We start from the raw sequence: 13145 nt of genomic DNA, 5'->3' as shown, positions 1-13145 counted from the left end.
TCCAGCACGATCTGCGCGGCCGCCGCCTGCTGGCTCCGCCAGTTCGCGATGCGCGCCTGGTCGGCGGACGCGAGACTCAACCCGCTCACGGCCACCAGGCCGATCACCAGAATCGTCAGGGCGATCAACGTTTCGACAAGCCCGAACCCGGCCTCGTCATCCAGCAGCGCGCCGACCCTCTTGATCATCACTACGTCAGCCGTCGATACGTTCATGGATGCCATGCGGCTCAATTGGTGACGACGCGGTGGCGACCGAGCCCGTTCACGATGACCCTCTTCGACCCGGCGGAGCTGCCCACGTCGATCACACCGAACGCCGACATCAGCATCCCCCGGGCGTTGAAGGTGAGGGAATCTCCCGTGTTGAGAATGTCGAGAGAATCCAGGGGAAGATCGGAGTCGACGTCGAACCAGCGGGTCTTGAGGACGTTTCCGCTCGCATCCCGGATCTGGTAGCTCTGGGTGCTCTCGTCGGCGACGAGCGAGACGTTCGCCCGCTGTCGAATGGCGTACGTTCGGGTCATGGCGGCATCGGCCGCCACGACCTGTGCGGCCCGATTCAGGATCGTCCGCTGCCGAAAGGTCCGGAAGGACGTGTTGGCCATCAGGCCGACGACGCTCAGGATCGTAATCGTGATCAGGAGCTCGACCAGCGTGAAGCCGCCCTGGTTTCCCTGTCGAAGTCGGTGCATTCGATCCGATCTTCCCTTACGCCATGAATCGTCTTGCGCAGAACGCAAGTGCTGTCGCCTCGTGGAAGCGCAATTCGCGGACCAGTCGCGGTTCACCCCGTCCCGCGCCGTCAACGCGGATATCCCAACAGACGCAGGTAAGGTCTCGGAATCCGTAAGACTATTACTTGCAATCAGTTGAACGAACCGTCAGATGCTCGTCGCGTCCATCGCACCGAATCGGTCCCCGAAGCGGGCCGGCACCCCCGGACTGGCGCGAGGTGGCAGTTTTCCGCAGGGTGCAAGATCTTCAGGGAGTTTTCTGCACAGGACCCAAGCGGAGGCTCGTGTATGGACCGGCTGCTCAGAGGCTGCTTCGGGATCACCCTCCTCGCGTCTTTCGCCGCGTGCGGGGTGCCCGACTCGGAGGATGTCAGCCCTCAGGTTCGCGAGGAGGTGATCGAGATCGGGAGCTCCGCCTCGGACGATCTCGTGGCGACGCTCATGAGCCACCTCATGGAGGCGATGCGCGAAGGAGGGCCGGCGGGAGCGGTCGATGTCTGTTCGGCCCGTGCGCTCGACCTGACGGCGGAGGTAGCCGACCGGCAGGGCCTCGACATCAAGCGTACCAGCATGCAGTACCGGAATCCGGCCAACGCACCCGACGAGGCGGAAACGGAGGCGCTGAAGCACTTCCGTACCGCCCTCGAGGAGACGGGGGTGCTGCCGGGTCCGTGGGTCCAGAGAGCGGGTCGCGACGAGTACCGCTATTACCGGCCTCTCGTCATGGCGGAGCCCTGTCTCGTGTGCCACGGGGCCGGCGAGCAGATCGATCCGGCGGTTCGTACCGCTCTCGAGGAACGGTATCCGGACGACCTGGCTACCGGATACGCGACGGGAGACTTCCGGGGAGTGATACGGGTGACGGTCCCCGCGGACCGGGTGGTGCCGGCGGGCCGCTGACCCGCGGAGGCGAGTTGGCACCGGTCTCCTTCTACCTGGCGATGTTCGCCCTCCCGGCCACGATCGTGGCGGCGGCCGTGTTCCTCGCCAGGCGGGATTAGCTCGTGCAGGAGCTCGTGGCCGTCCCCCACGCGGGGGGCGGTCTTCCGGCCCTCGCATCCTTCCTCGGCTACCTGACCATCGTGGTCGCGATCGGCGTGTTCGCGACCCGCTTCTCGTCGGCCGGGGTGGCCGAGTTCTTCATCGGCGGACGACGAATGCACCGGCTCGTCGTCGCCCTCTCGGCGGTGGTTTCCGGACGGAGTGCCTGGCTCCTGCTCGGTGTCACGGGCATGGCCTACGCACGGGGAGCGTCGGCCGTATGGGCCGTGGCAGGATACATCATCGCCGAGCTGCTGCTCTTCCTCTACTACGCTCCACGCCTCCGCCGATTCAGCGGAAGACACGACTGCATCACGGTGCCCGACTTCTTCGCGGTCCGATTCGAGGACGAGACCGGGTGGCTTCGATCGGTGCTGGCGATCGTGATCCTCGTGTTCATGGTCGGGTACGTGGCGGGACAGTTCGTGGGCGGAGGAAAGGCCTTCGCGGCCAGTTTCGGCATCGAATCGACGACGGGCGTCTGGATCACCGCCGGGATCGTACTCGTGTACACGATACTCGGTGGATTCCTCGCGGTCAGCCTCACGGACATGATCCAGGCCCTGTTCATGATCTTCGCCCTCGCGCTTCTCCCGCTGATCGCCATCGCCGACCGGGGCGGGCTGTCCGCGGTGCTCTCGGAGCTCGCGACCCTCGACCCGACCCTCCTCGACCCCTTCTCCCTGTCGGCCGGTGTGGCGATCGGATTCCTCGGCATCGGGCTCGGGTCTCCCGGCAATCCGCACATCCTGGCCCGCTACATGTCGATCGACGACCCCCGGCAGCTGCGGGTTTCCGCCGTCGTCGGCACGACCTGGAACGTGGTCATGGCCTGGGGGGCCCTGTTCATCGGGCTCGCCGGACGCGTCTACTTTCCGGACGCCGCACTGCTTCCCGGAGGGGACACGGAGAACCTCTATCCCCTGCTCGCGCAGCAACATCTGCCGCCGGTCGTCTTCGGGGTGGTCGTGGCCTCGATCTTCGCTGCCATCATGTCCACCGCGGACTCGCAGCTTCTGGTGGCCGCCTCGGCGGTCGTGCGGGACGTGTACGAGAAGGTCCTGAACCGGGGCCGTGAGATCTCTCAACGCCGGCTCGTGTTCCTCAGCCGGGCGACCGTGCTCGTGCTCGTCGGCCTGGCCCTTCTGTTCGGCCTCGTGGCCGACCAGCTGGTGTTCTGGCTGGTCCTGTTCGCATGGGCCGGGCTCGGGGCGGCGCTCGGGCCCACGTCCATCCTCGCGCTCTTCTGGAAGCGCACCACCCGGGCCGGAGTGCTGGCGGGCATCGTGGCCGGCACGCTCACGACCGTGGCCTGGTATCTGGTTCCGGCTCTCAAGTCCCGTATGTACGAGCTCGTCCCGGCCTTCTTCGTCGGATTCGCCGCCACGGTGGTAGTGAGCCTCCTCACCCGGCCGCCGCGGGCGGCCGACTCCCTGATGGCGGACATGGAGGCCGTGGACGATCAACCGGCCGTGTACGGGTGAGCGGAGCGGGTGTTAGATTCGCCGCCCGCGACCGTCGAGTGCAGCCTGTTTCCGCAACGGAAGAGCGATCGATGCAGAGACCCGAGGTGGCAGCCCTGAATCCGCCCGACCGAATCCTCATGGGACCGGGCCCCAGTGACGTGCACCCTCGCGTCCTCCGCGCCATGAGCACGCCGTTGATCGGCCACCTCGACCCGGCCTTCATCGAGATCATGAAGGAGGTCCAGTCTCTCCTTCGCTACGCCTTCCGCACCGAAAACCGGTGGACGATCCCCGTGAGCGGGACCGGGTCGGCCGCCATGGAAGCCGCATTCGCCAACCTCGTGGAGCCGGGAGACGTCGTTCTCGTTCCCACCAACGGCTACTTCGGCGCACGAATGGACAGCATGGCGCGGAGGGCCGGGGGCGAGGTCGTGCACGTGCACGCTCCATGGGGGGAGCCCCTCGACCCGGCCGACGTGCGCGCCGCGTTCGAGCAGCATCGGCCGCGGGTGTTCGGCTTCGTGCACGCGGAAACGAGCACGGGCGCCCTTCAACCACAGGTTTCCGAGCTCACGGCGATCGCGCACGAGCACGAGGCGTACGTGATCGCCGACACGGTCACCTCGCTGGGGGGAGTGGAGCTCCGGGTGGACGAGTGGAACATCGACGTCGCCTACTCCGGAGGACAGAAGTGCCTCTCGTGCCCGCCGGGCGCGAGTCCGCTCACGCTGAACGACCGGGCGTTCGAAAAGGTACGGGAGCGGTCGGACCTCGTGCGGAGCTGGTACCTCGACGTGGGTCTGCTGGAGAGCTACTGGGGGGACGAGCGCTCGTACCACCACACGGCCCCCATCACGGCCATCTACGGGCTGCGGGAGGCGCTTCGCCTGGTCGCCGAGGAGGGAATCGAGGCGCGCTGGGCCCGGCACCTTCGGGTCGCCGGAGCCCTCAAGGCGGGAGTCGAGGCCATGGGTCTGCGAATGAACGCCCGGGACGAATACTGGCTACCGAGCCTCAACGCAGTCCGAATCCCGGAGGGCGTGGACGCGAAGGCGCTGTGCCGCCACCTCCTCCTGGAGCACGGAATCGAGATCGCCGGGGGGCTCGGTGATCTGGCCGGGAAGATCGTCCGCATCGGCTGCATGGGGCACTCCGCACAGCCCAGAAACGTCCTCAACCTGCTTCCGGCGCTCGGTGACGCGCTGCATCGGCAGGGCATCGAAGTGGATGTCGAAGCCGGGCTCGCGGCCACCGCGAGGGCGCTCAGCTCAGCATAGCACGGGCGGGACGCTGAACCCGGCCGAACGGGTTCCGGTGCCGTCTCACTCGGCGGCCATCGGGGCCGGCTCGAACACCAGCAGGACCCCGGAGTCATCTTCGAGCTCCAGTTTCCCGTCACGTCGGAACAGGCGGACGGCATTCCCCAGGTGAGTGAGATACGCTTTCTCGAGGGCCATCAGCGGGTCCGGGCAGGCCCTCATCGTGCTCGCCATCGGACCCTGCTCGATCTGGTGTCCGTACTGGATTCGGAAGTCGCCGAAGTAGCGATTGCACCCGTCGAACCCGGCGGCTCTCCCTTCCTCGCTCAAATCGAGCGTGACCGCGGCTTCCCCATCGAGCCCGGCGAGGGCATCGACGATCGCCCCGGCGGACGGCTCGTCCCCGAGGTCCGCCGCCGGACCGAAGCGCGACAGCCTCCAGATGCGCAGTATGGGGTCACCGTCGGCTTCGTCCCCCGCCATCGGTGTCTCGTTCAGAACTTCGATCAGCGTCCAGCGAATCGAGGACGCGTCAGCCGGCGGGTTCTCGACCGTCGTCTCCCGGACCATCAGGTGGTACTCGACCCCGGGCTCGTACTCGAATCCCTCGATGGACCCGTACCAGGTCTTCCAGTCCGCCTCGCCGGCCTCGCGCACGCTGAGGCATTCTCGCGAACCGACGCCCTCGCAGGGGGTCGTGAAGTGCGCCACCCAGACTTCCCGTTCGGTCTCCGCCGCGACGCGATCGGGTTCGGCATCGCCGCCCGCGCAGGCCGAGCCGACCATCGCCAGCGCAGCCAGGACCGGTCCGATTCTCGACTTCCGGAACATGTGGATCCCCCTTCGTTCTTGCATCGGTCTCACGACTCCCTCACCAGCGGTCGCGTCAGACACGTCGGCCCGCCTCCTCCCTTCAGGCTGATCTCGCGGCCCCGATACGAATGCACTTCGGCCCCCGCTGCCTCCAGCCTCCTCCGCGTCACCGGATTGCCCTCGAGCACGACGCATCGGCGCGGTCCGACGGCGAGCACGTTGCAGCCCATGGACTCGAACTCCTCGTCCGGCACCTCCACGAGCTCGACTCCGCGCTTCACCAGCAGCTGCCGAAACGGGACCGGGAGAAGCGGTGAGTAGACCACGGCCAGGTTCTCGTCCACCGGACTGAACATCGACATCAGGTGAAAGACATCCCGGGGGCCGCGCCAGTGTGGGAGCGGAACCGCCACCACGCGCTCCACCTCGCTCCCGAGCAGCGCGCGCAGCTGCCGTACGCCCTCGGCGTTGGTCCGGTAGCCAAGACCCACGGCCACGACCCGCGGGTCGATCCAGGCGACGTCGCCTCCCTCGAGCCGGCCTCGTCCCTCGATCCTCCCGGCGACCGGCACGTCGAACGAACGCAGGGCGCGCTCGAGCGCGCCGGGCTCCCCTTCGCGCAGGGGCTTTCCCATGCGGCCGAGCACGACGCCGCGGTCGAACACGGCGCCCGCGTCGCGCACGTAGATCGAATCCGGCCCCGTCGCTCCATCGCTCGGGGCAAGCCGCACCTCGACTCCCAGGCCCTCGAGAAGGGCGGCGAAGGCCTCGAACTCCGACACGGCAGCCGCGAAGTCCGGTCGGCCGGTGAACCCGAGGTCTTCCCATTCCGAGTCCACGGTCGGCTGGTCCAGGAACGCCGACCGCGGGTGCTTGAGCAGTGCGACCCGGAGCGTGGCCACATCCGATTGCCCGAGTCGCATCAGGACCTCGCTCCCGCGGACCGTCCGGTATCGCATCCCCGCCGCCATACCACCCAGACGTACATCGGCAGCCCGGCGAGCAGCAGGATCAATCCCCAGTACACGATGTCCCGGCCCGCTCCCGCGATCGCCCACAGGGCGTACGCAAAACCCAGCAGGGCGGAGATCACCGCACCGGTCAGCCTGCGGCCCTCGAATCGGGCCGGGTCCCGCGCGTAGATCATCAACTCTGCGAGAGCGCACAGGGCGTAGGGTAGCAGGGCCGTGAGGGTCGCGAGGAGGATCACGAAGGTGAACTGGTCGACCAGCGTCTCGCTCGAATTGAGAAGCATCAGACCCGTCACCAGGATGCTCGAGAACACGAGCGCGAACGCGGGGGTCCCACGCTTCGACGTCCTGCCGAGGGCGGCTGGAAAGATCCCGTCCCTCGCTGCGGCCCATGGAATCCTGCCCTGCAGCAGGATCCAGCCGTTGAGCGCTCCGAAAGCCGAGATCATCGCCCCGGCGGCGACCGCCGGGGCCGTCCAACCGCCCCACATGCGGCTCGCGGCATCGGCGAACGGTGCGTTCGAGCCCGTCAGCTCGGCTGCAGGAATCACCCCCATGACGGCTGCGGTTCCGAGGACGTAGACGACCGCTGCCGCGACCGTGCCGAGCACGGTCGCCCGCGGAATCGTCCGATCCGGATCTCGTACCTCCTCGGCCGGCACGGTCGCCGATTCGAATCCGAGGAAGGCCCACAGCGTGAGGGTGGCCGCCGCCGTGATCGCCGGAAACGTACCCTGCCCGCTGCTATTGAACGGTCGGAAATTGGCCGGATCGAGGTAGAGGAACCCCAGCGTCCCGACGGCGACGAGCGGAACGAGCTTCAGGATCGTGGTCACGACCTGCACCGATCCGGCCGTGCGCACCCCACGCACGTTGACCCAGGTGAGCAGCCAGATCGCCGCGATCCCCACCCCGCTGGCCAGGGCGCGGTCCTCGGCGAGGGCAGGCCAGAACCAGGACAGGTAGCTGGTGAAGGCCACGGCCAGCGCCGCGTTCGCGACCCAGATCGAGATCCAGTATCCCCAACCGACCAGGAAGCCGGCGAAGTCACCGAACCCCTCGCGCGAGAAGGCGTAGGGTCCGCCGGCCCTCGGCACCAGGCGGCTGAGCCTCGCGAAGACGAGAGACAGAACGATCGCGCCGGCGCAGGTGAACGCCCAGCCGAGCAGGCTGATGCCCCCGAACGACCCGAGCGAGGCAGGGAGCAGGAAGACGCCGGAGCCGATCATGTTTCCGACCACCAGGGCGGCGGCCATCCACATGCCCATCTTGTCTCGCGCTGTCGCGGGCATACGCTGTCCGATCGTGCAAAGAGATGCAGAAACCTCTGGACCGGCGCCGTCCGAACATATTCACCGCGCGGGGATTCCGTACAGGGCGTAGCCCTGCGTTGCCCCGGACCGGGAAGCCTCGACAGATTCGGGGCGTCGGCAGGACGGACCTGCACACTCCGACTGGAGGGGTCACGGATGGGACTGGCCCGGGCTCTGCTTCTGAAGGGATCCGAAAGCGAGTGGCTGGCCGAACAGGCGTCGAAGCGACGTTTCGTTCAGCGGGCCACCCGCCGCTTCATGCCCGGCGAATCGATGGACGACGCGCTCGAAGCGGCGCGCGATCTCTCCCGGCGCGGCATGGCTTCCATCCTCACGCTCCTCGGCGAAAACGTGGAGGACGAGGTTGCGGCGGAAGCCGTCGCGGTCGCCTACGAGGAGCTGTTGTCGAGCAGTCGGGCCCTGGACATCGACCTGGACCTCTCGGTGAAGCCCACGCACCTGGGCCTCGATGTCGGAGTCGAGGTCGCCGCGAGGAACCTGAAGAGGCTGGCCGGGGCGACCTCCGGACGGGGTAGCCTCGTGGTGGTCGACATGGAGTCCAGCGCCTGCCTTCCGGCCACGCTCGAACTGTACCGCGCACTCCGCGCGGACCACGAGAACACCGGAATCTGCCTTCAGGCATACCTGCACCGGACGCCGTCGGACCTCGAGGCCCTCCTGCCCCTGAAGCCGATGATTCGCCTCGTGAAAGGAGCATACAAGGAGCCGCCGGAGGTCGCGTACCCCCGCAAGAGCGATGTCGACGCCGCGTTCGGCCGTATCGCCGGCACGCTCCTCGAAGCGGCGCGCGAGGGCGAAGCCCGGGTCGCCTTCGGCACCCACGACGAGAAGCTCATTCACGAGATCAACCGGATGGCCGCCGGCATGGGCTGCCCGAGGAACGGGTACGAGATCCAGATGCTGTACGGGATCCGGCGGGACCTGCAGGCCAGACTCGTTCAAGATGGGTACAGGGTACGGGTGCTGGTCAGCTACGGCACCCACTGGTTCCCCTGGTACATGCGTCGGCTGGCCGAACGACCCGCGAACGTCGGCTTCGTTCTCCGGAGCCTGCTCGGGAGCTGATTGCGGCGCGTCCCGGTCGAGGCATCGGAATCGCGGTGTCCTTGTGACGCCTGCCGCAGGCCCTCATCTATGGTCCATGAGCAAGGACAGCTTCTTTCGGTGGCGGCCGCACCCGTGGCACGGGCTGGAGGTGGGACCGGAACCGCCCGGCCTCGTTCACGCGTACATCGAGATCACGCCGCACGACCTGATGAAGTACGAGGTCGACAAGGTCACGGGCTACACCGTGATCGACCGGCCGCAGCTCACCTCTTCGCAACCGCCTGCCCTCTACGGCTTCATTCCGCGCACCTACTGCTCGGACCGGGTCGGAGCCCTGCTCCCCGAGGCGGGTGAAGGCGATGGCGATCCGCTCGACATCTGCGTGCTGAGCGAGAGGCCGATCACGCGGGCGGAAGTCATGGTGCCGGCGCAGGTCATCGGCGGCCTTCCGATGGTCGATGGCGGCCAGGCGGACGACAAGATCATCGGCGTGCTGGACCGGGACCCGGTGTACGGCACGATTCGAGACATCGACGAGCTCCCCGGTGCGCTCGTGGACCGGCTCGTGCACTACTTTTCGACCTACAAGTCCCTGGCGGGCCAGCCGGCCGACGTCTCCATAGGTGAGCCGTACGGCAGAGACCACGCCGAGGCCGTCGTCAGGGCCGCGATGGACGATTACCGGGAAGCGTTCTTCGAGCCACCATCTCGACCCTAGCCGTCCCGGTCCGCATGCTGGTCGGACCTCCGGATCCGTCCGGGGTATCTCTTCGGAGTCCCGGGGTCATGCTCGACCTCGCCGTAGACAACCGGAGGCCACGCCGTGCGCGCTGAACATCGAGTCCGGATTCTTCCCCTCCTGTGCCTCGTCGTGGCCACCGCGTGCGGCGGGGAAGATGTCACCGGTCCGGATGCGCCTGCCGGTGCGCTGCAGTTCCGCTCCGTCACGGCGGGCTACTTTCACACCTGTGGCCTGACGACGACCGGTCGGGCCTGGTGCTGGGGGACCAACACCTTCGGGATGCTGGGAGACGGATCGCTCGCTTCGAGCACCCGGCCGGTGCCCGTGGTCGGAGGGTTCCGCTTCGAATCGATCGAATCGGGCGCCGGACACACCTGTGCGGTCACCGACTCGGGACAGATCTATTGCTGGGGGCTGAACGATGAGGGACAGGCCGGATCCGACCCGGCCGATCGTTCGGTCGAGGAGCCCCGGCGGGTGCCGGGGGACCAGTTCTGGGTGCAGGTCAGCGCCGGTCACGACCACTCGTGCGGTCTCACTCGCGACGGAAACGCCTGGTGCTGGGGAGACAACCTGACGGGCCAGCTCGGGACGGAAGCTTCGATCGGCGGCTCGTCTCAGCCGGTCCGGGTGCAGTCCGGGGTGCCGTTCACACAGGTGCTCGCGGGTTACTACCAGTCGTGTGCGCTCACGGCGGCTGGCAGCGCCTGGTGCTGGGGACGGAACACCGAGGGGCAGGTCGGAGACGGAAGCTCCGAGAATCGGTTCACTCCGGTGGAGGTGCAGGGCGGGCACGCCTTCCGGGCCCTGGCGGGCGGAGATGCCTTCGTCTGCGGGCTCGCCACGGACGCCTCCGTGTGGTGCTGGGGCAGCAACCGGAACGGTGAACTGGGAAGCCCCACCCTTCCGAGTCAATCGACCCCCGTGCGAGTAGCGGGGCTTCCGAATCTGAATCGCGTGTACGCCAGCGGAGGCGCCTTCACGGTGACGAGCGCTCAGGCGTACGCGTGCGGTCTGACCTCACAGGGGGAGGCGTGGTGCTGGGGCGGCGCGATCCGGGGCGATCTCTGGGACGGCCCGACGGAGGGACCGATTCGGGTGGCTCGCGACGTCCCGTTCCGGGGTCTGGCCCTCGGAGCCGAGCACCTCTGTGGTGTCACCACGGAGGACTGGGCGTTCTGTGGAGGAGGCAACTACGCTGGCCAGGTCGGCGACGGCACGACGGTGGACCGGTCCGGCATGGTCGGAGTCGAGAAACCGTAAGACCGCAGGCTGGGGGAAGTCGTTCGGCCGCCGCCGAAGCCCGCCCGCGGGTCTTCAGTCCCCGAAGCTGATGCCCAGTTCCCTCGCCGTGCACATGGTATCGCTGTCCAACGGAACCGTCTTCATCCTCTTGATCGCGCTCGACAGGGGAACGTAGCGCACCTCCGGCGGATCCAGGGCCACCATGCATCCGAAGGCCCCCTCCGCGAGCGCCCGAACGGCGGCGGAGCCGAAGCGGAGCGCCAGGATCCGATCGCGTGTCGTCGGACTTCCTCCGCGCAGCAGATGGCCGAGAACCACCGTCCGTGTCTCCTTGCCCGTGAGCTCCTCGAGTTCCTCGGCCACCCGAGCTCCGATGCCGCCGAGCCGCTCCAGCCGACCGACCTCGCGCGCCACCACCGAGCGCTCCTCCCCCACCGCATGCGCCCCCTCGGCGACCACCACGATGGCGAAGTCGCGCCCACGCGCGACGCGTTCTCGAATGCGATCCGCGACGATATTCAGGTCGTACGGTATCTCCGGGATGAGAATCGCATCGGCGGTTCCGCCGAGGCCCGCATGCAGCGCGATCCACCCCGCGTAGCGACCCATCACCTCGACGACCATCACCCGGTCGTGCGCTTCGGCCGTCGAGTGAAGCCGATCGACCGCTTCGGCCGCGAAGCTCACGGCGGTGTCGAAGCCGAACGTGACCACGGTCTCGGCCAGGTCGTTGTCGATCGTCTTGGGCACGCCGATGACCCGGACCCCCTTCTGGAAGAGCACGTTGGCGATCGCCAGCGAACCGTCGCCCCCGATCGCCACCAGCGCGTCGGCCCCGATCCCCTTCAGCCGCTCCACCAGCTCGTCGCTGCGATCGCGCTCGTACCACTGGCCGTCCTCTCCGAGCGTCGGGTAGGCCAGGGGGTTCCCCCGGTTGGTGGTCCCGAGGATCGTCCCCCCGAGGTGCGTGATCCCCCGGACGTTCTCCCGGGTCAGAGCCAGGAGCCCGCCCTCCGGGTACGCGTCGGGCTCGAGAAGTCCCCGATATCCGTCGCGGATCCCGATGCACTCCCACCCGCGGCCGAGAGCCGACAGGACCACCGCCCGGATGACCGCGTTCAGGCCGGGCGCGTCCCCTCCCCCGGTGCTCACGGCGATGCGCTGGATAGTCTGGTTCATGCTCGCTCCTGAACGCGTGACGTCGTCGCGACAGGTCCGGGCTCGCTCCGGGGAACCTCCCTGTCGACACGAGGTTCTACTATACTGGAAGAGCAGAAACGGATCACCCCTGCCCCGGCCCGGCCGGAGTCCCGCTCTGCCACCCGGTGAACGGATTTCCTGCGCGGCCCACAACACGGGCTCGTACCCGTTGCCCCCTCGGGAGGCGAAACATGTCCACGTCTGAAGACCTTCGTCCACTCGATGAGCGGGGGGCCGCCCTCGTGCTCGTCGCGATCCTGCTCGTCGTCCTCCTGGCCGCCGCATCGCTGGCCGTCGATGTCGGTCTTCTGGCGACGGCACGAACGGAGGCGCAACGCACGGCCGACATGGCCGCGCACGCGGGTGCGTCCGTCCTCATCTTCTATCCGAACAGCGCATCGGCCGCACGGTCGGAGGCGATCGCCTACGCGGCGAAGAACAACATCCGCGGCGAAGCCGCGGTCGTGCTGCCCGAGGACGTCGAAGTCATACTCAACGAATCCAAGGTTCGAGTCACGGTGCATCGCACGGTCGGGCGGGGCAGCCCGATCGCCACCTTCTTTGCCCGCCTCCTGGGTGTGGACGAGGTCAGCATCCGGGCCCAGGCTGCGGCGATCGCGAGGAGCGCCGGCGCCGTGGACTGCCTGCTGCCCGTGGCGGTCGCGGATCGGTGGTTCGAGGCCGACGGCTCGAGGGCGGACGAGAACGACACCTGGGACCCGGACGAGGGAGACACGTTCGGAGACGGTTCCGCCGGATTCACCACGGCGGACCTGGGGACGCTGATCACGCTGAAGCCGGCACAGGGAGCCGCCCACACCAACGACGGCACGGGTCCCGGGGACGAATTCCCGGACAGCAACCGGTTCGAGCCCGGCTGGTGGTTCCTGTGGTACCCTTCCGGTGGAGGCGGTGCCGCCGCCTTGCGCGCACAGATCCTGAATTGCCCGGAACCCCAGACGGCCTGGAGACCCGGGCAATGGGTGACCGACAAGAATGGCAACGTGCAGAGCATTCAGAAGGCGTTCAACGATCTGATCGCTCTGGACCCGGGCGCCTACTGGGACGATGGATGCAGGTGCGTGAAGGGCTCGAAGTTCACCGTTTCGCCGAGGATCCGGGCCGTGCCGCTGTTCAACCCGGAGACCTACACGAAGCAGGGGCCGGAATCGAACTTCCAGATCGCGGACTTCATGGGCGTCTTCATCGTCCCCGGCCCGCCGGGACCGCCCGGACAGCAGAGCACCTACGCTCACATCGCTTCGTTCCAGGGCCTGCCCGGAGGTGGCGG

At 67.8% G+C, this 13145-nt stretch carries 13 protein-coding genes; 7 read left to right on the top strand and 6 right to left on the bottom strand.

Annotated features, from left to right (window positions below):
* A partial coding sequence (locus tag AC36XV_RS06425; RefSeq protein WP_492202853.1) for a type IV pilus modification PilV family protein occupies nucleotides 1-188 on the bottom strand: 188 nt, incomplete at its 3' end.
* A 41-nt stretch (nucleotides 189-229) separates the two neighbouring features.
* The gene (locus AC36XV_RS06420) at nucleotides 230-694 is read right to left on the bottom strand and encodes a GspH/FimT family pseudopilin (protein WP_492202852.1); all 465 of its coding nucleotides are present in this window, start codon (nucleotides 692-694) and stop codon (nucleotides 230-232) included.
* Between the two features lie 330 nt (nucleotides 695-1024).
* Between AC36XV_RS06420 and AC36XV_RS06415 the strand changes: the two genes are divergently transcribed.
* The 3 genes from AC36XV_RS06415 to AC36XV_RS06405 all read left to right on the top strand — a co-directional run bounded on the left by AC36XV_RS06415 (nucleotide 1025) and on the right by AC36XV_RS06405 (nucleotide 4520).
* Nucleotides 1025-1636 (top strand): Tll0287-like domain-containing protein, encoded by a 612-nt coding sequence (locus tag AC36XV_RS06415; protein ID WP_492202851.1) that lies wholly within the window; start codon nucleotides 1025-1027, stop codon nucleotides 1634-1636.
* 104 nt (nucleotides 1637-1740) lie between these two features.
* Nucleotides 1741-3261 (top strand): sodium/proline symporter, encoded by a 1521-nt coding sequence (locus AC36XV_RS06410; protein WP_492202850.1) that lies wholly within the window; start codon nucleotides 1741-1743, stop codon nucleotides 3259-3261.
* A 71-nt stretch (nucleotides 3262-3332) separates the two neighbouring features.
* Nucleotides 3333-4520 carry a pyridoxal-phosphate-dependent aminotransferase family protein gene (locus tag AC36XV_RS06405; RefSeq protein ID WP_492202849.1) on the top strand — a complete coding sequence of 396 codons (1188 nt, stop codon included), beginning with the start codon at nucleotides 3333-3335 and terminating at the stop codon, nucleotides 4518-4520.
* A 45-nt stretch (nucleotides 4521-4565) separates the two neighbouring features.
* On the opposite strand, the gene AC36XV_RS06400 is transcribed toward AC36XV_RS06405, so the two are convergent.
* Genes AC36XV_RS06400 through AC36XV_RS06390 form a run of 3 tightly spaced genes read right to left on the bottom strand, consistent with a single transcriptional unit; the run spans nucleotide 4566 to nucleotide 7578 of the window.
* Nucleotides 4566-5357: a DUF4377 domain-containing protein gene (locus AC36XV_RS06400; RefSeq protein ID WP_492202848.1), complete on the bottom strand. Its 792-nt coding sequence runs from the start codon at nucleotides 5355-5357 to the stop codon at nucleotides 4566-4568.
* Between the two features lie 5 nt (nucleotides 5358-5362).
* Nucleotides 5363-6238: a dimethylarginine dimethylaminohydrolase family protein gene (locus tag AC36XV_RS06395; protein WP_492202847.1), complete on the bottom strand. Its 876-nt coding sequence runs from the start codon at nucleotides 6236-6238 to the stop codon at nucleotides 5363-5365.
* Nucleotides 6238-7578, bottom strand: a complete 1341-nt coding sequence (locus AC36XV_RS06390; RefSeq protein ID WP_492202846.1) for an amino acid permease — start codon at nucleotides 7576-7578, stop codon at nucleotides 6238-6240. The genes AC36XV_RS06395 and AC36XV_RS06390 overlap by 1 nt, the downstream gene beginning before the upstream one ends.
* A 177-nt stretch (nucleotides 7579-7755) precedes the next feature.
* Here AC36XV_RS06390 and AC36XV_RS06385 point away from each other — a divergent pair, with 177 nt between their 5' ends.
* From AC36XV_RS06385 to AC36XV_RS06375, 3 genes are all read left to right on the top strand, one after another.
* Nucleotides 7756-8685 (top strand): proline dehydrogenase family protein, encoded by a 930-nt coding sequence (locus AC36XV_RS06385; protein ID WP_492202845.1) that lies wholly within the window; start codon nucleotides 7756-7758, stop codon nucleotides 8683-8685.
* Between the two features lie 76 nt (nucleotides 8686-8761).
* A complete protein-coding gene (locus AC36XV_RS06380; protein ID WP_492202844.1) occupies nucleotides 8762-9385 on the top strand; it encodes an inorganic pyrophosphatase in 624 nt (207 codons plus the stop codon).
* A 105-nt stretch (nucleotides 9386-9490) separates the two neighbouring features.
* Nucleotides 9491-10672: an RCC1 domain-containing protein gene (locus tag AC36XV_RS06375; RefSeq protein WP_492202843.1), complete on the top strand. Its 1182-nt coding sequence runs from the start codon at nucleotides 9491-9493 to the stop codon at nucleotides 10670-10672.
* A gap of 54 nt (nucleotides 10673-10726) precedes the next feature.
* Here AC36XV_RS06375 and AC36XV_RS06370 read toward each other — a convergent pair whose 3' ends face one another.
* The gene (locus tag AC36XV_RS06370; protein ID WP_492202842.1) at nucleotides 10727-11833 is read right to left on the bottom strand and encodes a 6-phosphofructokinase; all 1107 of its coding nucleotides are present in this window, start codon (nucleotides 11831-11833) and stop codon (nucleotides 10727-10729) included.
* 212 nt (nucleotides 11834-12045) lie between these two features.
* Here AC36XV_RS06370 and AC36XV_RS06365 point away from each other — a divergent pair.
* On the top strand, nucleotides 12046-13145 hold a 1100-nt coding region (locus AC36XV_RS06365; protein WP_492202841.1), incomplete at its 3' end, for a pilus assembly protein TadG-related protein.

It is taken from the genome of Candidatus Benthicola sp., from assembly GCF_058719085.1.
This window is presented reverse-complemented; position numbering and strand designations above follow the sequence as displayed.

What these genes read in the sequence shown, in the direction of transcription:
- AC36XV_RS06420 (WP_492202852.1), bottom strand. Translation starts at nt 694, where the DNA reads ATGCACCGACTTCGACAGGGAAACCAGGGCGGCTTCACGCTGGTCGAG.
- AC36XV_RS06400 (WP_492202848.1), bottom strand. Translation starts at nt 5,357, where the DNA reads ATGCAAGAACGAAGGGGGATCCACATGTTCCGGAAGTCGAGAATCGGA.
- AC36XV_RS06405 (WP_492202849.1), top strand. Translation starts at nt 3,333, where the DNA reads ATGCAGAGACCCGAGGTGGCAGCCCTGAATCCGCCCGACCGAATCCTC.
- AC36XV_RS06395 (WP_492202847.1), bottom strand. Translation starts at nt 6,238, where the DNA reads ATGCGACTCGGGCAATCGGATGTGGCCACGCTCCGGGTCGCACTGCTC.
- AC36XV_RS06415 (WP_492202851.1), top strand. Translation starts at nt 1,025, where the DNA reads ATGGACCGGCTGCTCAGAGGCTGCTTCGGGATCACCCTCCTCGCGTCT.
- AC36XV_RS06380 (WP_492202844.1), top strand. Translation starts at nt 8,762, where the DNA reads ATGAGCAAGGACAGCTTCTTTCGGTGGCGGCCGCACCCGTGGCACGGG.
- AC36XV_RS06385 (WP_492202845.1), top strand. Translation starts at nt 7,756, where the DNA reads ATGGGACTGGCCCGGGCTCTGCTTCTGAAGGGATCCGAAAGCGAGTGG.
- AC36XV_RS06370 (WP_492202842.1), bottom strand. Translation starts at nt 11,833, where the DNA reads ATGAACCAGACTATCCAGCGCATCGCCGTGAGCACCGGGGGAGGGGAC.
- AC36XV_RS06390 (WP_492202846.1), bottom strand. Translation starts at nt 7,578, where the DNA reads ATGCCCGCGACAGCGCGAGACAAGATGGGCATGTGGATGGCCGCCGCC.